Annotated in this window: 14 protein-coding genes; 7 read left to right on the forward strand and 7 right to left on the reverse strand. The window is 46.7% G+C overall.

The annotated features are described in order from the left end of the window. Positions 1 to 39 precede the first annotated feature (39 nt). From ACIDITHRIX25_RS80465 to ACIDITHRIX25_RS80480, 4 genes are all read left to right on the forward strand, one after another. Complete coding sequence (locus ACIDITHRIX25_RS80465) at positions 40 to 2583, forward strand: alpha-ketoacid dehydrogenase subunit alpha/beta (protein WP_201733453.1); 2544 nt, start codon at positions 40 to 42, stop codon at positions 2581 to 2583. 1004 nt (positions 2584 to 3587) lie between these two features. Beyond that, positions 3588 to 4793: a class I SAM-dependent RNA methyltransferase gene (locus ACIDITHRIX25_RS80470; protein WP_201733454.1), complete on the forward strand. Its 1206-nt coding sequence runs from the start codon at positions 3588 to 3590 to the stop codon at positions 4791 to 4793. Positions 4794 to 5673: 880 nt separating this feature from the next. Then, positions 5674 to 6258 (forward strand): hypothetical protein, encoded by a 585-nt coding sequence (locus ACIDITHRIX25_RS80475; protein WP_052604957.1) that lies wholly within the window; start codon positions 5674 to 5676, stop codon positions 6256 to 6258. A 13-nt stretch (positions 6259 to 6271) separates the two neighbouring features. Next, entirely contained in the window at positions 6272 to 6883 is a 612-nt protein-coding gene (locus ACIDITHRIX25_RS80480) for a hypothetical protein (RefSeq protein ID WP_201733455.1), read from the forward strand. 252 nt (positions 6884 to 7135) lie between these two features. Here the strand turns inward: ACIDITHRIX25_RS80480 and ACIDITHRIX25_RS80485 are convergent, their stop codons facing one another. The 3 genes from ACIDITHRIX25_RS80485 to purF all read right to left on the reverse strand — a co-directional run bounded on the left by ACIDITHRIX25_RS80485 (position 7136) and on the right by purF (position 10601). After that, complete coding sequence (locus ACIDITHRIX25_RS80485) at positions 7136 to 7756, reverse strand: orotate phosphoribosyltransferase (protein WP_201733456.1); 621 nt, start codon at positions 7754 to 7756, stop codon at positions 7136 to 7138. Beyond that, entirely contained in the window at positions 7753 to 8868 is a 1116-nt protein-coding gene (purM, locus tag ACIDITHRIX25_RS80490) for a phosphoribosylformylglycinamidine cyclo-ligase (RefSeq protein ID WP_201733457.1), read from the reverse strand. The genes ACIDITHRIX25_RS80485 and purM overlap by 4 nt, the downstream gene beginning before the upstream one ends. 203 nt (positions 8869 to 9071) lie before the next feature. After that, complete coding sequence (purF, locus tag ACIDITHRIX25_RS80495) at positions 9072 to 10601, reverse strand: amidophosphoribosyltransferase (RefSeq protein ID WP_249685752.1); 1530 nt, start codon at positions 10599 to 10601, stop codon at positions 9072 to 9074. A 235-nt stretch (positions 10602 to 10836) separates the two neighbouring features. Here purF and ACIDITHRIX25_RS80500 point away from each other — a divergent pair, with 235 nt between their 5' ends. Both ACIDITHRIX25_RS80500 and ACIDITHRIX25_RS80505 read left to right on the forward strand, forming a co-directional pair. After that, positions 10837 to 11694 (forward strand): PHP domain-containing protein, encoded by an 858-nt coding sequence (locus tag ACIDITHRIX25_RS80500; protein WP_052604953.1) that lies wholly within the window; start codon positions 10837 to 10839, stop codon positions 11692 to 11694. Positions 11695 to 12391: 697 nt separating this feature from the next. Continuing rightward, a complete protein-coding gene (locus tag ACIDITHRIX25_RS80505; protein WP_201733458.1) occupies positions 12392 to 13825 on the forward strand; it encodes an APC family permease in 1434 nt (477 codons plus the stop codon). Between the two features lie 439 nt (positions 13826 to 14264). On the opposite strand, the gene purL is transcribed toward ACIDITHRIX25_RS80505, so the two are convergent. Further along, the gene (gene purL / locus ACIDITHRIX25_RS80510) at positions 14265 to 16472 is read right to left on the reverse strand and encodes a phosphoribosylformylglycinamidine synthase subunit PurL (protein WP_249685753.1); all 2208 of its coding nucleotides are present in this window, start codon (positions 16470 to 16472) and stop codon (positions 14265 to 14267) included. A gap of 1611 nt (positions 16473 to 18083) precedes the next feature. Here purL and ACIDITHRIX25_RS80515 point away from each other — a divergent pair. After that, positions 18084 to 18518, forward strand: a complete 435-nt coding sequence (locus tag ACIDITHRIX25_RS80515) for a hypothetical protein (RefSeq protein ID WP_052604949.1) — start codon at positions 18084 to 18086, stop codon at positions 18516 to 18518. An 865-nt stretch (positions 18519 to 19383) separates the two neighbouring features. Here ACIDITHRIX25_RS80515 and purQ read toward each other — a convergent pair. From purQ to ACIDITHRIX25_RS80530, 3 genes are all read right to left on the reverse strand, one after another. Further along, positions 19384 to 20058, reverse strand: coding sequence for a phosphoribosylformylglycinamidine synthase subunit PurQ (purQ, locus tag ACIDITHRIX25_RS80520; RefSeq protein WP_052604947.1), 675 nt, complete (start codon positions 20056 to 20058; stop codon positions 19384 to 19386). Between the two features lies 1 nt (position 20059). After that, the gene (gene purS / locus ACIDITHRIX25_RS80525; protein WP_052604946.1) at positions 20060 to 20320 is read right to left on the reverse strand and encodes a phosphoribosylformylglycinamidine synthase subunit PurS; all 261 of its coding nucleotides are present in this window, start codon (positions 20318 to 20320) and stop codon (positions 20060 to 20062) included. Between the two features lie 75 nt (positions 20321 to 20395). Continuing rightward, on the reverse strand, positions 20396 to 21421 hold the full coding sequence (locus ACIDITHRIX25_RS80530; RefSeq protein WP_200891196.1) for a phosphoribosylaminoimidazolesuccinocarboxamide synthase: 1026 nt from the start codon (positions 21419 to 21421) through the stop codon (positions 20396 to 20398). Positions 21422 to 21550: the final 129 nt, after the last annotated feature.

The raw sequence follows: 21550 nt of genomic DNA on the forward strand, positions 1-21550 counted from the left end.
ACAACACGTAGCTAGCTAATAATTACACGAGGTTATAAAGTGGCCCTCTTCAAGAAGAATAATTCCCAGACTCCAAAGGTCAAGTCTCAGGCCGCTATCATTGCAGCACAACTGCGGTCGTCCATCATTGAAGAGACAACCGAATTCAACGCACAAACAGAGGCTCAAGCGCAAAACAAAGGTAAAAAACCTTCTCGCAGATCCAAGAATGCAGCCGCTCCAGAAAAGGTGGGGTCAGCCCTCCCAGTCAATCAAAGTAAGTCAAAAAACCCCAACGACCTCGCTCCACCGGAAGTTACTACTCCAGCGCAAGAGCACCAATTGGATGAAGTGCCAAAAAGATCTGGAATTTACAACTTCAACGATCCGATGACAGAAAAACAAGACGATCGCGTCGAAGGCGATACGAACAACGAGGATGCGAGCTCTAACGTAGATAGTGGTCTCTTCGAGTCACAAGCGACTTCTAGGAGCGAGATCGGTAATCACTTTGCCAGAGAAACGCAATCATCACCCGAAGTGGAGTCTGGGCGCGACAATGGCCCTATCACAGATATCTCCGCTAAAAAGCCTCACCATCTCGTCGGACTAAGCGACAACGATATCGTTGCAATGTATCAAACCATGCTAGAGGCAAGACTGCTGGATCAAAAGATGTGGAACCTTAATCGTTCTGGTAGAGCTCCATTTGCAATCTCATCCCAGGGGCACGAAGCGACCCACGTCGGCATAGCCGCCGCAATTGAAGTGGGTATTGATTGGATCTTGCCGTACTATCGCGACCTTGGCCTTCTTCTGGGTCTTGGCGTCAGAGACAAAGACATTTTGCTCTCGCTCCTAGCAAAAGCTCCCGACCAGATGTCTGGCGGACGTCAAATGCCCAACCACTGGAGCGTGAAGGAACGTAACATAGTCACGGGATCATCTCCGGTCGCAACTCAACTTCCTCATGCCACCGGAATCGCCCTAGGAATCCAGATCGACCATGGCGACAGTGTCGTCTTTACAACCTTTGGCGACGGCGGCGCGTCCAAAGGAGACTTCCATGAATCACTCAACTTTGCATCTATCCATAAGCTTCCAATCGTATTTATCTGCGAAAACAATGGATATGCAATTTCGGTTCCCTTAGAGTCCGAAAGTGCGGTCGCAGATATTGCCACAAGAGGAATTGGATATAACATCTTCTCTGAGATAGTCGATGGAAACGATCCTATCGCCGTCTACGACGCAGTCAGAAAGGCCCGCATTCGTGCCGCAAGTGGCAATGGACCTAGCCTCATAGAAGCCAAGACCTATAGGTTTCTCAGTCATGCCTCTGACGACGACGATCGCACTTATCGCTCTAGCCAAGAGGTCGCAGACGCCAAGGCAAATGATCCCCTCATTAGTTTTGGCAACTATCTATATAACCATGGTCTCATGACAGAATCTCTAGAAAAAGAGATGGTGGAAGCAACAAGAGAGGCAATAGAACTAGCACTAGCCGCGGCAGAGTCATCGAACGACCCGGATCCCTCTACCATTTCCGATCATGTCTTTGCTAAGCCCATTCGCTTTGATCAACCGGCATCACCTAACCAAGTCATTGCCGATCCCAGTGCCAAAACCGTCAACTATATAGAGTCAATTAGAAACACCCTTGGAGAGCTCTTGGAGGAATTCGACGAAGCGATAATTATGGGGGAAGATGTTGGAACTCGGGGCGGAGTCTTCAAAGCGACTGAAGGACTGATAACAAAGTTCGGACAAGACCGCGTCATTGATACCCCAATAGCAGAATCTGGCCTCGTTGGCTTTGGAATCGGCCTTGCCGTATATGGAAAAAAACCCATCGTTGAGATCCAATTTGGCGACTTCATCCACTCCGCTTTTGACCAAATCCTCTCTGAGGCAGCTCGAATTTGCTATCGATCCAATGGTTCCTACAACGTTCCTATGGTTATTAGAGCCCCGTTCGGAGCAGGAGTACACGGAGGCCTCTACCATTCTCAATCGATAGAGGCCTTCTATGCTCACATACCTGGAATCAAGGTAGTAGTCGCCTCAACACCCGAAAATGCGGCCGGTCTGCTTCGCTCAGCGCTAGAGGATCCAGACCCTGTGCTTTTCCTGGAACACAAAAAGGCCTATCGCATGATCAAAGGGGCCGAGGCGGCGAGCGGCCATAGGTTCCCAATCGGAAGAGCGGAGATCGTGCGCAAAGGGAGAGATCTATCGATCATTGCCTATGGATTGATGCGCCACTATTGCCTTGCGGTGGCTGAAGAACTTTCTGGCATGGCATCCATTGAAGTCGTAGATCTATTGACTATCTCACCACTGGATCGAGCCACAATCATCGATTCGGCCAAACGATGTGCCAAAGTGCTGGTAGTCCACGAGGATAATAGAGAATTCGGAGTCGGCGCAGAAGTAGTCGCGACCATTATGGAGGGTGCCTTCTTGGACCTTGATGGGCCAGTTGAGCGCCTCGCACCAGACCACTTTCCAATCGCCCCATTCGCACATTCTCTTGAGGGAGCCTCACTAATAACCCCCGAGCGCATCAAAGAGAGAGTCCTAAAGATGCTTTCAGATTAGATAAAATAAATTCACTACATCTCTTGTAATACCTCTAAAGTTCCCTAGCACATAGTCCGAATACAATAACTAGGAGATCTCGCAGAATTGCGAAATCTCCGTAGGTTTTTGCGCTTTCATAAGGAAAAAGTGGATTTTCTCTTCTACCACAACGGCTCAGTGAACCAGCCCAGGGAACAAGATGGTTTTAGTGCTCCTTCTTCCCATGGTTTTCTATGGTCTAGGAGAATGAATGTAACTTAGGGAGAACGAAGTATCTAGTCGTTTTCATTTTAATTCGTCCCTATAAGGAAAACCAGCTCAGCCAAGTGGTCACCCAAGAAACAATCAAAACAAAGGCATGACCAGACAGAACAGGTCACAAACTTTGAAAATCGTAAAAAGCTACCTTGGGTAATCTTCAGCTATGGTCTCATGGAAAATGGACTTCACGGGTTAAATCAATTAAGCGAAAGATGGAGCTCAAATATTGAAGTTCACTGATAAAGGGACCTCGGCTCCCAACGAGGCCCCTCAATCTAGCAGTGGCTAAGACAAACGAACGTAACGAATTCGTACTTGAGTAACGTCTATCTCTTGCAGTAGAGATGAGGCATAAGATAGGTGCAATCTTTTGCCCCACCGCGAATCATAACGACTCCTAAATAAGGGAATCGACAAGAATCGCTCAGTGACTAACCTAAACTATCTTATCACCCTTATCACCACTCTAGGCAACATTGCCGCCATAGAGGGCGAATATAATGACATTACGTCCACGAACTGCCCTTCAATCTTTAAATGATGTTAAAGGTATAAATTCGAATACGCATATAGGGCAAATAAGTCATTACGGCATTTGAGATTCTCAAATCGTAATAGCATCGATAGGTAAGCTATCCAGCGATTACGAGCACTACCATTGGGATCATAGCGCTAGACACCCGATCCGCTTGAAATAAATAATGTAATTGACACCCGGACAAATAAATTACTTGAGCGCCCTCAGAAAGGCTCTAGATACAGTGAATGAACCATTGCAACGAATTAAAATTGAACGACCCGCAACGGGTGGGGGTGTTGGACGGTTATCCGACGGAAAAGTCATCTTTGTCAAACATTGTCTTCCAGGTGAAGTTGTAGACGTCTCAATTACGACCACCAATGCCAAGATGGCTCGCGGCGACGCCATTGAGATTATCGAACCATCACCCGATCGAGTCGAGCCCCAATGCCAATACGCTCGTCCCGGAATGTGCGGAGGATGCGACCTTCAGCATGCAAATAAGGCATCTCAAGTCAAATGGAAGTTAGATATCGCAAAAGCGCATCTCGAACGCTTGGCAGGAACTGACCACGAGATCAAAATCATTGCCAATGATATCGATGATCTAGGCTCGCGTACTCGACTGAGATGTGGCGTAGACGACGAAGGACGCCTTGGGCTTAGAACTTCTAGATCTAGAGAACTGATAGCGATAGATCATTGCCCCCTTGCTAGCGACCGATTGATTCCGGCCTTTAGCACCTCTTGGAAAGGAGCCGAAGAAGTAGAACTCCGAGCCATAGGAGAAGGAGAACCCTTTGGAGTAGTAAGGTACCATTCCAAGCGAGGAACCAGTATCGACCTGGCACGCCTCGATGGGAGTCCCCTCAACTCCAAGTACACCTCCTTTGCAAATGTGGATGGATACCAATATCGCATAAGTCCTCTTTCGTTTTGGCAATCACACGTCGGGGCACCTAGCCTGCTAGTCAAAGAAGTCATGCAGACCGCAGAACTCAAAAGAGGAGATCACGCTATCGACCTCTTCGGTGGTGTTGGACTGTTCTCACTTCCCTTGGCCAAGGCGGTAGGTGCAAGTGGAAGAGTGACATGCGTAGAATCATCAAGTCACGCTGCCCAAGATGCCCGTTATAATTCGACTGACATAAGTCAGATCGAGGTCCAAGAGGCCACTGTCACCAAACGAACGATTTCAAATCTACTGATGGAAAATAGTGTTGTCGTCTTAGATCCACCGAGATCAGGCATCAATGGCGCCGCTTTGGCAGAGCTCACCACCTCTAGGGCGAGACAGATCATCTACGTAAGTTGCGACGCGGCCACCCTCTCTCGCGACTTGGCGACCCTAAAAACTCAGTACGAGATAAAAGAGATAAAAGCTTTTGATCTCTTTCCAATGACAGAGCACCTAGAGTTCATGGTTAACCTCGAAATAATGAGGTAACTCTATAACCTGGCAATTCTAGGGGCGGTGGAGATTCAAAATGGGTCAGTCGATTCCTATTGGAATCGCTATCTAAATAGACCGACCTTTATTATCTCCTTTGAATAGGAGTGTTCGATTTAGGATCCCAACCGATTTGGGATCTCAACCGATTTGGGATCTCAACTTGGTGAAATCCCAAAAAGCTACAGATCGTCCAAAAGCTAAAAAACGCAACGGGACGATCTGCAGTTCAAAAAGGATATCAAACCGTCTCAAAAGCGCGACCAAATCGGATCAACTCCTGGCCTTGGAGACCATTTCGCGACATAGCACCTCTGTTAACTGAAAATCCACAACTTAGGACCAAAAGCCCACAAAGATAATGATCTGCTTTGGGAGAGCTACACAAGAGGCGTTAATGTGGTGGGGTTCCACCGCTCATTCCAGGGACTAAAGGCCGGCCAACCTAGCAACTCACCAGGGGCAGCTGTCTAAATTACCGCATTCAACGCACGAATCTAACCTTTTGACAAAGGGGCGATGCAACCACACAAGGGCGTAGTCCCCCTGACATAGAAAACTCCGCTAGTTCCTTGTGCAATCGCTGTGTCCAAAGATCACCCTATATAGATGGGAGATCATTCAAAAGCTATCTAACCAAAAACCCCTTGACAGTAGTGAAAATGCCACCTTGACATTTAGTCATCACTCCTAAAACCCCATAAGTCGCATCAGAACGCATAGATATTCCAAGAAGGTGCAAACGAGTGTCTGTGATGTCACAGATCATTAGGCGAAAATAAAATCTTTGTCGAAATATTCAAGTATTGATAGATCTGCTAAGGATAGTTGCAATCATAAATATATAATAGAGATATGATTACTTAAGAAGGCGTAAATGGAAATTACATTTGCAAATTTAATCAAACTCAAGTGTCGATTGCATATTTTGTCGATTAAAAAAATGCAGCAAAATCGTAATGGACAAGTTAAGTCAAATCCAATGGACGTAAGGCAATTTCGCCAATCAATTGTTACGCCGAGTGGTGATATAACCCTCCTGCGTCGTCCAGTAATCGTCACGACAATCTCATTAATTGCAGTAATTATCGATACAATTCCACTTCACCACTGGTTGCTAAAGCTAAAGGCTGACCATAATCTCCTACTTCCATACACCATTATCAGCGATTCCATCAAGATATTGACCTTCGCAGGATTGCTTAATTGGGGAAGATATGGCGCAATTATTCTATTGTTTGCTTTGTCTATTCTGACAATAGCAACTAACGGTATCGCTAGGGCAAATATTTATCTTACGATTGCAATTTGCATAGTAGTCGCGATTGGTCTTATCTTATCGATGCCACTTTTGATAAGTTCTGCGATTCTGACATTCACAGCTCTCGCAATAATGGGAATGTTTGTAATCCTGATTGCAAGCACCATTGCTTTTATCATATTGATGATTCGCAAAAGTTGAATGGAAAATTCAAATGGAGATACTCGAAAGTAAAATAATTACAATCTTGGGATTATCAAATCAAGAAACATTAGATCCAAAAGAACCACGGACGGAGTTAGAAGACAAGACCAAAGAACAAGGTGGCGATCTTCTAACACCTCTGGGTCCTGCACAAATTCATCACACTCCTGTTGGCATTTCAACCCATGGTGAAACCGATTGGGTCATATTTGACGTCGAAAGGCATCCACAAATCAAAGCGGGTAATTTTTCAGCGCCATCATCGCCACTAAGAGAACTGCGTCGAATTGATCGAACCGGCGTTCATTTCGACCGATTATTCATAGCGCACGAGCTTCCGATCGGCTCAGTAGCTCAGATAAAATCAAATCATGGCATCAACTGGGAAAAGATTATTGGCCCACCTGCCGTAGATGAGCGAATTAGGCCGATTACTCGTACCTTCGCAAAGGCATTTGCTCTCCGAGACAAAGGTACCCATAGTCATTCTCATTCGCTTAGATACGACGGAGAGACCAACGTCAAGCCTCTGAAAAATCTAGTCTTTGGATGTGTTTCAGAGTCAGGTAGATCTAGCGCCGGCGAGCTCGGATATTGGTTTCTTTTGACCAGTTGGAGCTAGCTAAAGACGAACATCACCAATAACCATTACATCTAAAATGGTTATTGGTGATTGGTGATTGGCGATTGATGATCCAATAACGATAGGCCATACCCATCCAAAAAGTGTCGCTCCCGCTCTGAAACAGCAATTCAGCGGGTAGTCTCCCTACCTTGAATCTACAAGGTTGGCACTTCCATCAAAGCTATGGGTTGGTTTTATTGATGCGCCACTACCCCGAATCTGCGTATTAGGAGCCTATGTTGGGGGTCCCTATGCACCCTCGTACTCAAAGCCAAGCTCGGGCGCGGTGACAAGTGGCTTATAGGCAATACCTTGGTCATTACACATTCGCGCTACAGTACCTCCGCGATCCACTATTGCTGTCACAAAGGTAACGTCGCCATCACAACGTCTCACTTGCTCAATCGCCTCAAAGATAGAAGTTCCCCTCGTAACCGTATCTTCTGCGATTGCCAGATGATTCCCACTATTTAAAACTCCTGCGATCCTTCCCTTGCCGCCATGGTCCTTCTCCTCTTTTCTTACCGAAAACGAACCAAGCATCCGACCCATCGCACAGCCAATAGCGGCTGTCGCATACGAAACTGGGTCAGCTCCCATGGTCAAACCGCCAATGCCATCGATATCGGGAGGAAGAATCTTCATAATCGAGACGGCAACCAGTAGGATCCCCTGGGGATGACATGCTGTAGCTTTAGAGTCGATGAACCACTTGCTCTTTCGGCCAGACTTTAGGATGAAATCACCCTTACGGATCGAAAACTCCTCAAGATGGGTCATCAAAAGATCCTTGCGAACGCTATCTGTTAGGTTCAAGGCCTCTTGTAAGTTCTCAGGATACATTGCAGATAGTTGCTGATACCTTGTCACCTTAGTTCCACGCCTTTCGCAGCCGATTCGATAGAGCCAATTTCATAAGCCCTATGTCCCAATAATTCAATTGTGGCAATAGCTTCTTTTCGTTGATCGTGATCGATGACCAACACCATGCCTACGCCCATATTAAAGACCCGAAACATCTCATCGTCATCGATTGCACCCGAACGTTGAATAAGCGAGAAGATAGGTGGTATCTCCCAAGAGTCGCGTTTGACAATGGCACGTTCACCGTCTTTGAGCACTCGAGAAAGATTTCCCTCGATTCCTCCCCCAGTAATATGTGCACCAGCGTGAATATCAATGGTCTTGGAGAGCTCTTGAAGGATCGGACTATACAGAACGCTAGGTTCCATGAGGATCTGACCAAGCGTGCGTCCATCGTCAAATGGTTTGGCATCCACAAGAGTCTGAAACAGGTCTCGATTGCCCCCATGGTCTATGTCGCCAGCGTTCCCCAAGAGCGCACGACGCGCCAGCGAAAATCCATTGGAACGAAGATTAGGGGATTCAATGGCAACTAAGGAGTCGCCCGCTCTCACGAGATGGCTCCCTAAGATCTTAGATTTCTCTACCACTCCAACCACGAAGCCCCCAAGGTCGAAATGACCATCCGTCATTGAACCGGGGTGCTCCGCCATCTCGCCACCGATCAGTGCAGCGCCCACCGCCTTTGCCCCTTCGGCGATTCCACCTACAATCTCTAGGGCCAGATTGGAGTCCAACTTGCCAACAGAAAGATAGTCAAGCAAAAATAGTGGCCGCGCCCCCAGTACCGCTATATCATCGACACACATCGCAACTAGGTCGATGCCTATCGTCTTATAGGAGCCAAGAGCCCCGGCGAGATACGCCTTAGTGCCGACACCGTCGGTAGAGGAGACCAACACCGGTTCCGCCATGTCTAGGACGCTCAAATCAAAGAGGCCACCAAAGCCGCCGATCTTGCTCATGACGCCATCTATCGAGGTCGCCTCCACAATCTTTTTAATAGACCGAACGGCCGCTTCGCCTTCATTTATGTCGACGCCAGCACTGGCGTAACTCAACTTCTCGCTCATCAATAAAAGTACCTTTTCTATGCTCACAATATTTGAAAGTGTCATGTCGATTTGTGCACATTGGCCCTTGGGATGGTCAATAGTTCAAATAGATCGCAAGGATTCGACTTCCTCGTGAAATTTCATTAGAAACCATCGATTAGAAGTGATCTCTCTCACCTGGATAAACAGGACTCACCTCGATAAAAAGGGCTAGCCAAGATCCATCGGTCATTGCTTGACCGAGTAAGTAAGTCTCAGAGTTGCCTTCAGCCAATCTTCTTTGGACGTCGAGCGTTCAACATTGCTTCAGGAACATCGATTGGATACGAACCTGTAAGACATGCATCACAAAAACCATCTTCAGGCGAGCCAATAGCGGCCTTGAGATCCTCGAGATCCAAATATGCAATTGAATCCACCTCTAAAAATGCCTTAATCTCATCAATATTTTTAAAGGAGGCCAAGAGGTCGGGTCTAGATGGGGTGTCAATACCATAAAAACAAGACCATCGATATGGAGGCGAAGAGATTCGCAAGTGGACTTCAGTTGCTCCTGACTCCTTCAAAAGCTTTACCATCGCCTTTGTCGTTGTTCCACGAACTATTGAGTCATCTACAACCACAAGTCGTTTACCTGAAATGTTATCACGCAAAACGTTAAGTTTTCGCCTAACTCCATCGATTCTCGATGCTGGATCGGGAGAGATGAAGGTTCTACCGATATATCTATTCTTTACTAAACCTTGCCCATAGGGAATGTGGCTAGCCGAGGAGTAGCCGACCGCTGCTGGAACTCCCGAATCAGGCACGCCCATAACCAGATCTGCATCCACCGGTAGCGCCTTGGCCAAAAGCTCGCCCATGCGCCTTCGAGTCGAGTAGACCTCTTGCCCCAACAACCGAGCATCTGGTCGAGCAAAATATACAAATTCGAAGATACACAACTTGGGATCAATGGACTCGGGAGGAAAGGGGCGAAATGAACGGACACCGAGTTCGTCGACGATGACCATCTCACCTGGTTCCACCTCTCGAATAAAGGTGGCGCCAACTACATCTAGCGCTGGAGTCTCGGAAGCAATAACATATCCCGCCTCCAAGCGACCTAGACAAAGGGGCCTAAAGCCATTTGGATCACGAACCCCAATCAATCGATCATGGTCCATAATCACCAGTGAAAAAGCACCTTTGAGCTTTGGTAGCACATGCTCGAGAGCACTTAGCACCGCCTCGGGATGACTCTTGATCGACTCAGTCACGGATCCAGGTTTACCACCTAGGTTTGAGGCTATCTCGGTGGCCAAAAAGTGAGCGATAAGGTCCGAATCACTTCCGAGTTCCATCGAATCAAATCCAAGCTCTTTGCTAAGGGCTTGAGTATTAGTAAGGTTGCCATTGTGGCCAAGTGCTATTCCTGAGTCACCCACGGCCCTAAAGACCGGCTGAGCGTTCCCCCATGTTGAGGAACCGGTAGTTGAATATCGAGTATGGCCTATGGCCAGATTACCCGGCAAAGACAAAAGTGTACGATCATCAAAGACATTTGAGACCAACCCCATGTTCTTGACAACCGTAATGGAAGTTCCATCTGAAACAGCCATGCCCGCGGACTCTTGCCCTCTATGTTGCAAGGCGTAAAGACCATCGTAAGTAGCGTGCGAAACCGATCGAGTCATTGGTTCAACACGTATTCCAAAGACCCCGCAGGCCTCTTCTGGCGAATCACCTCGCTTTAGTTGATCGAAACGATCTTCGACCATTTCATCGCCAACTCCAACGCTATAATTGGCGTCCATCTTAGGCTCCCAGATAAAATGCCACAAAAAATGTGACCACTAGTTAAATCGACTCTACAACTTGCACAGGTCAGCCCTTGCCAAAACTCCCACTTGGCTCCCACCATTGAGTGATTTGAAAGAATTTCTTCATTTGCGACGATGCCATCGCCGGCACACACCTAAAATTTACTAACTTGAAACAAATTGCGCGCGAACTTTTCACCTTAAGAATAACTGCCCGAGGCGGCCTCTAATGATAGACCTTCACACACATTCACGAGTTTCAGACGGATCCGCAAGCCCGACTGAGGTAGTTGAGCTTGCGGCAGCGGCTGGATTGAGGGCAATAGCGCTCACTGATCACGACCGCTTTGACGGATTGACCCAAGCTAAGGCGAGAGCAATAGAGCTTGGTATTGAATTCATTTCAGGCGTAGAAGTCTCTTGCCACTACAACGAAGGGACGATGCATATGCTCGTCTATTTCGTTGATGCGCACTCCTCGCCAATCGCAGAAACCCTGATTGAGATGCAGATGGCGCGCGAAGACCGAAACCTCAAGATTCTAGAACTAATGAACAAGGACGGAATCAATATAACCTTTGAGGAACTCTCGGCAGAGGGCGGAGGCGTCGGCATAGGAAAGCCACACTTCGCAGCACTCTTAGTCAAAAAGGGCGTTGTATCGACTCTCCAGGAGGCATTCGATCACTATCTTGCCAAAGGCAACAAATACTACGTTGAAAAGATTACTCTATCGCCCAAAGATATGATCGCCCTTTCCCTGCGATCCGGAGGAATGCCTGTCTTAGCTCACCCATTCACCGTAGAAGAAGATCGGGACCGACTAGCTGACATTATCCAAGGATGGGTCTCTGATGGCCTTGCAGGTATCGAAGCACACTATGGCCGCTACAACCAAGAACAGCGAGAATTCCTAGTTGGTCTCGCCGAAAAATTGGATATCGTAGCCACTGGTGGCAGTGACTTTCATGGAACTTACAAACCAGACCTTTCAGTAGGGGTAGGAAAAGGAGATCTAAGAGTTCCATATAGGGCACTAGAGCAGCTTCGCCTGAGATCCGAAAATCACCTTTCCAAAGTCTACTGATCATCAAATGCTAAAAAAGATCAATTGAGGGCTAACCAATTAGCTATCACTTGGTAATGACAATCTCACCTAAAAAATTTATGGGTCGCTCCCTGTTGGGGACCATCGATGAAGCGACCCGAAAGTGTTCATGGTGCAACTCTTTTGTATTTAGTTTGTATTTAGGCTTCCGAAGTCACGTCGTAAGGAACCACACGAGTGACAACTCGGCCACCAAAAAATCATCCCATAATTATCATCCCATAATTATCATCCCATAATTTAAGATCCAAAGGTCAGATCCCTAGATTGTGGCCAATTGGGCGATGAAACTTCAATGTGGCAACCCCAAGAACTCTCAGCCTCAATTGAACAATGTACCAATTAAAAAATGTACGAACAATGCACAAAAACTGCGCAGGGTGCCTAAGGCGAAAAATCAATGACGGTTTCGATTTCACTTTGAACCTAGATAACCACCGCACCCATTACTTGGAATCGCCTCGGCGCCTTTTACAGCGAGCCAAGAGATCGAGATCCAATGGAATAGTCATACGTCCGTGGGGGTTATAATGCGAATAGTTCGCAAGAAATTTTAGTCACAAATTTTTTTGGAGTTTGATCATTGCCTCAAGACAAAACAAGAGCACCCGCGAGCTCAATCAGCCCCAAAAACCAAGACGCCCCCATTTCCCAAGGTCTAAACCAGTCACTCCACATGCGCGATCTAATCGCACTATCAGTATCGAGCGTTGGGCCACTCTTTTCAATTGCAGCAACTGGAGGCGTCATGGCTGCAAACGCTGGCCTTTGGACGTTGCCATCGGTCGCATTGATAGCCATACCTTTCATAGTTGCAGCCTTTGTCTTTAGACTTCTAAATCGTCATTTTCCCCATGCTGGTGCCTCTTACCATTGGTCCGCTCGAGTCTTAGGGATAAGAGCCTCTAGGTACCAAGCGTGGATCTTGATAATCGCCTACTTTACCTCTATACCTCCGATCATCATTCCAGCAGCGACTTATACCTTAAATCTTCTCTTTCCGAGCTACAGTCCATCACCGCTCGCCGAACTTGGAATGTCCTTATTCTGGTCTTCATTTGCCCTCGTTCCGCTCCTGCGAGGCGCTAGACCTACCGCCAAACTAACCCAGGTATTTCTGGCTATTGAGCTAATTTCAGTCGCGGTAATCGCCACTATTGCCATTGCAAGGTGGCACTCCATCTCGGTTCCTATTCACTTTGGATCGCCTCCAATCGGCGGAATGATAGTTACAGCAGTAATAGCAGCTACGATTCTTGACGGCTGGGAGATTGACAGCTACGCCTCTGAAGAATCCGTCGCACCCAAGGCAGACCCTGGAAAAGGCGGCATCATCGGAGCGATAATGGCTCTTGGATTCTATGCCCTGATCTATCCGCTTATGTTTGGAGAGACACCGCTTCACCTCCTAGCCGGAGCCACCAATCCCATGGCGGTTTGGGGTCACAGATTGGTTCCTGGAGCGCCATGGCTAATTCTCTTACCCGTTCTCGCCTCTACTGCCGGTGGCCTTTGGTTGACTTCGTTTATATTGATTCGAGCTCTCTATGCAATGGGGCGAGAAGGGCTAGTGCCACCATCGTTTTCGACCCTAAACAAAAATCAAGCTCCAAGCGTTGCGACAATAGTTGTCGTGGGCGCATCTTTCGCAATCACCGCGCTCCAAAGTCTCTTCTCTTCACTTAGCTCATTCTTTGGCCTAGTCCTATCGGCGGCTGGCTTCTTTTTGGTCGCAGAGTTCTTCTTAGACTCCCTAACTGCGAGTGTATTCCTGGGTCGAATTCACAGAAGTGAATCGCTGGAGGAAAACCAACCCCACCGCCATCGGCTACTATTACTTTTATCGTGCCTTGCCTGTCTAAGTTTCTTCGCCTTCATGGTGGGATTCGTAATATATGGGCCAAGTGCAATCGGCTCTTCAATCGACTATGTGATCTTTGCTCTTCTAGGGGGTGGCTTCGTCTTTTCCTTCTTTGCCAAACGGCACAAAAACATCGTCATCTTCCACGGAGATTCAGAGCCAGATAAAAGTGGCGACCAATCACGAAAGTACCCAGACAAAGAAGAGGAAGTCTCAGTCTCCTTACACTCTCTTGGAGATATTGAATAATTGAGTGTCACCTTTTGAATTCGAAGAAGAGCCCTATTAGCGGATCGAATTCCCGGGCTCCCAAAAGACCGATAGCCCCTCTAAATCGCTCCTCATCGACCGATCCAGATCACAACATAGCTAGATCCACATAGCTAGATCCACATAGCTAGATCCACATAGCTAGATCCACATAGCTAGATCCACATAGCTAGATCGCACCTTATAAGATGGCACCAGCCGCTGACATCGCTATAGAAGATCTCCTTTGCGATCAAATATTTGATCCAATATTTGATCAAAAAAGCAACCCAAATCGTCGATAGCCTATTTTATAGCGGCTATCGACTCTTAGTTAAAAGATCCTGCTATGGCCATAAAACAAAGAGACCACTAGCTACGAAAAATAGGTGTCTGGTGCCTTGGATAACCCAGTGGTTATCCAAAGTCCTCGCCTAATTCAATTAGGTCTTAGACCTGAGGTAGTCAGCGTCATTAAAGCCTGAGCCCCAAAGTCAAGGGTTGCCGTGGAATTGGTGCTTCCAATTACTACTGCCGGAATTGACCCTTCGTCAAAAAAATCGATGACACTAGTAGGATTCGAAGTGACTACCACAATTCGAGATGGCGCTTCGCTAAATAGTTGGCCTGGGGTGAGCTTGTAGTCACGATCGTCGCTACCAAGGCTAAATCCATACCCACTAGCGCGAGCCATCTCAAAAAGGGCCAAAGCCAAGCCACCATCAGAGATATCGTTCATAGCGCTTATGCCATATGTAGATGAGTCATTGGCCAAACATAGAACTGCTTCTATCAAGGATCGGTGGCGATCGTAATCCACCTCGACGAGGTTGCCGCCCTTGAGGGAGCGGCTCGACCATGCCAGCTTGGAGCCTGCCAACTTCGATGATATATCTCCAACCAAGACGATCGAGCGATCTACGCCATAGGAAGTGGTAGGTGGAATTCCACTAATTTTTTCCACCAAGCCAAGGGTTGTCAATACTGGAGTTGGCTCAATGTTTCGCCCCGAGGCCTCGTTGTATAGGCTGACGTTGCCGCCCACCACTGGAATACCAAGTTCTAAACTTGCTCTGGCTATTCCATCAATCGACTCCGAGAGTTGCCACATAACGCTGGGATGAGTCGGATTCCCAAAATTCAAGCAATCAACCATGGCTACGGGCTTAGCACCAACCAATGCTACATTTAGCGCTGACTCGGCAACTACTAGCTCTGATCCAACTCTTGGATTCAATTCACACCAACGTGAGTTACCATCACACGAGAGCCCTATGGCTTTATTAGAAACCCCTATTTCAGGACTTGCCAGCTGAAGCAAAGTGGCGTTGGAACCCGGTCCAACTATCGTATTGAGGAAGAGCTGATGATCATATTGGCGATAAACCGCCGATGGATCTCCTATCATCTTGGTTAATTCCGCAATCACGTCTATCTCACCAATTAAAGAGTCGACGTCCATTTGGCTATTCTCATCAAAGTTATCCGGCTTGGCTAGAGGGCGATGATAGAGTGGGGCTTCATCAGCTAGTGACGCAGCTGGCACGTTGGCTAATACCTCTTGACCATCTAATATTCGCAACATACCCACACTTGAGCCATCCTCGTGGACTACGGCCGGGGTGACGGTACCGATGACGGCCGCCAATATCTCCCATTTCTCAGCAATCGCCAACACCTCAGCGACGTTGGCATCCTCCACAATGGCCAACATTCGCTCTTGAGACTCTGAGGTCATAACTTCAAATGGTTCCATATTTGGCTCACGCCGTGGAATGGCACCAATTTGAACGTCCATTCCCAATCCAGCCTTGGCCGCAGTCTCAGAAGTTGCACACGACAACCCCGCCCCGCCTAGATCTTGGATTCCCACAACCAGCCTCTTGTCCAAAAGCTCAAGACAAGCTTCTATCAGACGCTTCTCTTCGTAGGGATCTCCTACTTGGACGCTTGGACGCTTGGACGAATCCACCTCTTGACCAAAACCCGCTGAAGCGAGAACCGATACACCACCAATTCCATCCCTACCAGTGGTAGCACCTAGCAAAATGGCACGATTTCCAATTCCATCAGCTCGTGCAAGCACCAGCTTGTCGCGCATCAATACACCAACCGCTGCGACGTTTACCAGAGGGTTAGCGTTATAAGTCTCATCAAAGACGATCTCGCCGCCAACAGTTGGAACACCGACGGCATTTCCATATCCCGAAATGCCTGCAACGACTCCATTGTATATGTACCTATTTCTTGGATCACTTTGATCGCCGATTCGCAGTCCATCTAAAAGTGCTATCGGTCGCGCACCCATCGTGAAGATATCGCGCAAAATTCCGCCAACGCCCGTAGCAGCGCCTTGATATGGCTCTATAGCAGATGGATGGTTGTGTGACTCCATTCGAATCGCAACAGCGATCCCATCACCAGCGTCGATCACACCAGCATTCTCTCCGGGACCCAAAATCACCAAATCACCCTTGGAAGGTAGGCGACGCAGATGAACTCTCGAAGACTTATACGAACAGTGTTCTGACCACATAACAGAGTACATCGCAAGTTCAAGATAGTTTGGCTCTCGCTTCAAAATCTCTATAATCATGGAGAGTTCTTCGTCTGTTAGACCGAGCGCGGCGTGTATTGGTTGATCCATGTCATAAAGACTAAAAGACCCCGGCGCTCGCCAATGCGACATTGAAAAAACTAAAGTCTTGCCACCGCCAACTTCTCGGGAAGAAGACTTTATTTACAGGATAACCTTCACCATGGATATCCACCGTTTTAGTAAAAAACTATCAGTATCACGGCTGTCTTTGTCAAGAGTCATGATCCCTCAAATGAATTCATCAAATTAGAACGCATGCTCCAATCTGCATGATCTCGCATCTACTTTAGTAAATGCAAAGGGAAGTTATCATCAACCATCTCACATCATTCGTGCCAATTTAGATCCGCTTGAGGAAACAACCGAAGCAACAACAATGAATATCAACGCAAAGCTTCATTAAATTCAACAAAAAATTCAATCAAATCCTTTGACTCGCCAAGCCTCTAAGTTAGAATGCATAAAAACTAACCAAATCACACAGCTAAGCACGTTCGACCCTCCAAAACCAAAGAACAATCCAAAGAAGTAGACAAAATCTAAGAGAGACCACCGGTTGGCGCGAAAAGCACTTCCAATGCTAACGTAACCTCAAAATAGAATCCAATAATTCAGCTAGAGCTTGCAAAACTACAAACCTTTTATTCTATTAAAATCTTTGGCCGTTCGATAGATCCATCCATAGGATTTCCCAGATTCCAAAATCACTTATTTCGCCATAGGTCAACCCTAAACTTAGCATTATCCAAGAAGAGGTCTCAAATGAAACACCGATGCCGTCGTCATAGCTCTATTTGAAAGATACCCAACACCTCAAAACTAACTAAGGAATACATCGACCATTATCAATTCCCAAATGGTTGCACTAGGCGTTAGCAGATCAGCAATCTTGGTGTCAGGGCGTCCTTTAGCTCGAAAAATCTCAACGAGAATTTTCATTTCCATCAAAGGCTACTCAATCGAACCAAAGATCATATAACCACAGTGGTACCTTTTAAATTCCCGAATCACCTAGGGATCCACCTGCCTCATCCAGGTTGTCGAATCGGTCATAGCCTGCCATAACTCAATGAGCACAAGCGATGCTGGCCTGTTATAGAAGGATGATCCTTATCTGGATCATCACCAGGAAAGCCCTAAGTACTAAATGAATACCTGTGAATCGCCATGCCATCATAGGTATTACAACATCAGCCACAACTGGTTAATTTGAAATAAAACCCTAGATATCGAAGAAAATCACAAAGACCAGCAACAGATAAGTTGCCCTAGGGCTAACCTTGGCGTGGATCGGCTTTTTATGACTTGGATCTAATTAGCCAGTCGACTCCATGGTATCTAACAAATAGACGATGGTTTATGAATCTCTTCAGGCAATTCACAGCAATCACTTAGCTTTTTATGGACTGCTCAGATCAAATAACGAGGAACATGGCCGCGCCCTCTCCCAAAGATAGAACCCTATTAGCAAAAAAAGAAATTATAAGCCTCAATATAGTATGGATAAGGGTCCCCTTATAAAATGCTATCCAGAAATGTCAAATAAATTAAGTCAATTTCCAGCTAAAACAACCAAGTATCGCTTGAGTTCTTGCAATGATTTGCCAATAATCGCTTAAATAATTATCGTCCTGTGATATTACGGATATAATTAATTACATGGCAGCACACGATGTAGAAGTTGAGATTGACGGGGCCAAGGATGCTTCGGCACGCGCTCAATCCAAAATTATTAGAGATTATTTGGAAGCACTAGAGAGAAATCGTCCTCGGAGAGGAAGAAAAAGGACTCGAGATACGGTAGAAAAGCAACTCGCCTTAGTTGAAGAGCAGTTAAATGATGCCGATCCTTTGGATCGCCTTCACCTGATTCAAAAGCGAATAGACCTCGAAGCCGAGCTAGTAAATCTTAAAAATAAAGTAGATATTGGAGAGCTTGAGGAACGTTTCGTTGCCTCTGCTCGAGAATACTCTGATAGAAAAGGAATCTCCTATGATGCATGGCATGCACTTGGAATTCCAAACGAAACTCTAGAAAAAGCTGGTATTGACGTTCCTAAGGTGACAACCCGTCGTCGTCGATCCGCTGAATAGACTTTATTTTCAAAAGAATAAATAATAAGTAAAGATAAAACCAATTCAGCCCTGACCAAAGTCAGGGCTGAATAAATTAAAAGCTCCAACTTGTCTCCCAATGCAAAGTGCTATCTCCAAGGCTAAACCTTGCGGGCAGTCCCAAAGAATGGCTGAGTTAGACATTCTCCCCGACGAAGGAGATTCGGTCTTAGTCTTCGGGGGAAAATGCAGTCACACAAATTAGAACCGCGAGTCAAAACCACAAGCAAGAGAGCTGAAATCAAGTCGCTTTACCCTTTTCACCAGGGCCGAAAGCCAATAAGTAGCGGCTCGATCGCGCCATTGCATCGACAAGCCAAATCCTGCGACTTCCAGTGGATTTACCACATTACCAATAAAAAAGGATTTGAGAACTCACGACGTTTTTGCTCCTTATCCGGAATCAAAAAGTCCAAAACAAAGCGATCGTAATCGACTTCATCGGGTCAAATTTAGGGCTCCGTGTCGCGACACGCACCTACCAACCATGTCGCTAGCAACGCCACTCAACCAACACGGATTCAATCAACGCTACATCGATCAACAAAGGTCACCTCTAATGTAAATCTTGGCGACATAAGATCCATATGGAAAGATTTGGTAAAGTTTTCCAAGCTAGATGTAGCAAAGGTAAGACCTCTTCGGCAAAACTTAGCACCGTGTTGTAGGCCCCTTTGAGCTTAGACGATCAGAGCACGCCCATGGCGTAACCATAAGAGTCTCATCTAACTCGCCAAAACAGCTACAAAGAACAGACGACTCTGGGCCATCTAGATCCAACGATAATAAATTGAAAAGATATCAATATTAGCTTTAGTCAGCTAATTTGCAACAAAGCGAGTACCTACAAGGCACCGACAACAAGCGACGCTGCAAAACTCGCTAGAACCTTCAATCCGTCGCTATTTCCTAAAAGTGCACTGCTAGCCCGTTCAGGGTGCGGCATCATCCCTACGACATTCCCACCCTTGTTGGATATCGCAGCAATGTTATCGATCGAACCGTTGGGATTATCTATATAGCGCATCACGATCTGGTCATTGTCGATGAGCAGATTAAGTGTTTGCGAATCGCAGGTGTAGTTACCTTCGAAATGGTTTATCGGAAGGGTAATTCTATCGCCTGGCGACAATTGAGAGGTGGTGATCGAACGCGTTGTAACGACCTCTAGAGCCTCAGGCTGACAGATAAAGCGTAACCCACTATTTTTTTGCAGAGCTCCCGGAAGAAGTCCCGCCTCTGTCAAGACTTGAAAGCCGTTACAAATTCCAAGAACCGGAACCCCTGAATTGGCGCAAGAGATAATCTCACTCATAATCTTAGAAAAGCGCGCAATTGCTCCTGGTCTGAGATAGTCTCCGTGGGCAAAACCACCGGGGATTATAACGCCGGAATATGAAGAAAGATCGCTATCGCCGTGCCAGACTAGCTCAGATTGAACGCCCAAGTTCGCCAGTGCGCGAGCAACATCATGCTCACAATTTGTTCCGGGAAATACGACAATTCCTACTTTAGACATTTTAACTATTTGACGATACTAAATCTCGTACTCGAAAATCCTCAAGTACCGGATTAGAAAGAAGGCGTTCCGCAATCTCTGAGACTACGTCGGCTGCTGAATTTTCGTCCTCTGCCTGAAGAAGGAGACGGAACAACTTGCCCGAAGCCACTTTAGAAACCGAACCGTAGCCCAATGAGACTACAGCATCAAGGATTGCTACTCCTTCTGGATCGGATACCCCATCCTTGAGTAGCACTTCTACAACTGCTTCGTACTTCAATTTGAAATACTCCGATATGCTAGATTTTCCAATTCGCGACGTTCACGGGAAAATGTGCGACGACGAGTGCAAAGTCTAGGCGAAAATATTTCCATTTGTGCCAAAATAAGCATTCTTCGCATCTGTGATCCAATTCTCTATAGGTTGACCAGCAATTCTCTCGTAAACCATTGCATAGCGATCAGAGAGAGATTGTAAAACTTCTTCATCAAGAGAAGGCGGCGGGGGCGTTTTATCCCAATCGAGTGTGTCTAAATAGTCGCGTAGCGGTTGTTTGTCATACTGCATTGGCTCTTTACCAGCTTCGTAGGTAGATGCCTCCCAAAAGCGCGACGAATCCGGCGTCAATATTTCATCACAAAGCGCGAGTTCCCCATCGATAAATCCAAACTCAAATTTGGTATCTGCCAAGTAGATTGAGGACTCCTCGGCAACCCTAGCTCCGCGGTTATAAATCTCAATCGATACTTCGGCTAAAGTAGATATCAGCTCCGATCCAAATATCTCTTTCGCTCGCTCGATAGATATATTCTCGTCATGTCCACTGTGGTTCTTGATAGAGGGGCAAAAGATAGGCTCATCTAGTCGCTCGGCCATAACTAGACCGTCTTTGAGCGACCTACCGTGAACAGTGCCAGATCTAAAATACTCACGTGCGGCACTGCCTGCCAGATAGCCGCGAACGATGCACTCGACTTCAATCATCTGAGCCTTAGCAACTATTACGCCTCGTCCGATGAACTTTTCGAAGGAGTCGTCATCAAAGGTTTGCTTGGTCGGAAAGAGTTCGACGAGATGATTCGGGACGATATCTTCGACAAGCTTCATCCAATACGCACTCATTGCTGTCAGGATGGTGCCTTTATTGGCTACCTGTTCATTCATAATCACGTCATAGGCGGAGACTCGATCGCTTGCCACCATCAAAAGTGAATCTCGATCTATCCCGTCAAGTTCATAGATGTCCCGGACTTTACCCGAATAAATATGGCGCATCTTTACCACTCTTTGACCACATCCCTCAGAGTCGATCCCAACTTCACCAAACTGGCGCGAAGGCACCACAAAGCAAAGATTCAATAACGGTTTAACCCATCCCATAATCTATTAGCAGCGCTTTAGTTTTTCACCTTCGCAAAGGCAAAAGCCAAACGTGCCTCGAAGAAACAACCATCTCAATAAATACCTAGGGTGAAGTAGCGCTCATTGGCCTGAAATATCACTTATCTG

The sequence above is a fragment of the Acidithrix sp. C25 genome, from assembly GCF_904848545.2.

Bases quoted from the DNA above. Each gene is read 5' to 3' on its own strand.
- ACIDITHRIX25_RS80475 (WP_052604957.1), top strand. From the start codon at position 5,674: ATGGAAATTACATTTGCAAATTTAATCAAACTCAAGTGTCGATTGCAT.
- ACIDITHRIX25_RS80480 (WP_201733455.1), top strand. From the start codon at position 6,272: ATGGAGATACTCGAAAGTAAAATAATTACAATCTTGGGATTATCAAAT.
- purM (WP_201733457.1), bottom strand. From the start codon at position 8,868: ATGACACTTTCAAATATTGTGAGCATAGAAAAGGTACTTTTATTGATG.
- purF (WP_249685752.1), bottom strand. From the start codon at position 10,601: ATGGACGCCAATTATAGCGTTGGAGTTGGCGATGAAATGGTCGAAGAT.
- ACIDITHRIX25_RS80500 (WP_052604953.1), top strand. From the start codon at position 10,837: ATGATAGACCTTCACACACATTCACGAGTTTCAGACGGATCCGCAAGC.
- ACIDITHRIX25_RS80505 (WP_201733458.1), top strand. From the start codon at position 12,392: ATGCGCGATCTAATCGCACTATCAGTATCGAGCGTTGGGCCACTCTTT.
- purL (WP_249685753.1), bottom strand. From the start codon at position 16,472: ATGGATCAACCAATACACGCCGCGCTCGGTCTAACAGACGAAGAACTC.
- ACIDITHRIX25_RS80515 (WP_052604949.1), top strand. From the start codon at position 18,084: ATGGCAGCACACGATGTAGAAGTTGAGATTGACGGGGCCAAGGATGCT.
- purQ (WP_052604947.1), bottom strand. From the start codon at position 20,058: ATGTCTAAAGTAGGAATTGTCGTATTTCCCGGAACAAATTGTGAGCAT.
- ACIDITHRIX25_RS80530 (WP_200891196.1), bottom strand. From the start codon at position 21,421: ATGGGATGGGTTAAACCGTTATTGAATCTTTGCTTTGTGGTGCCTTCG.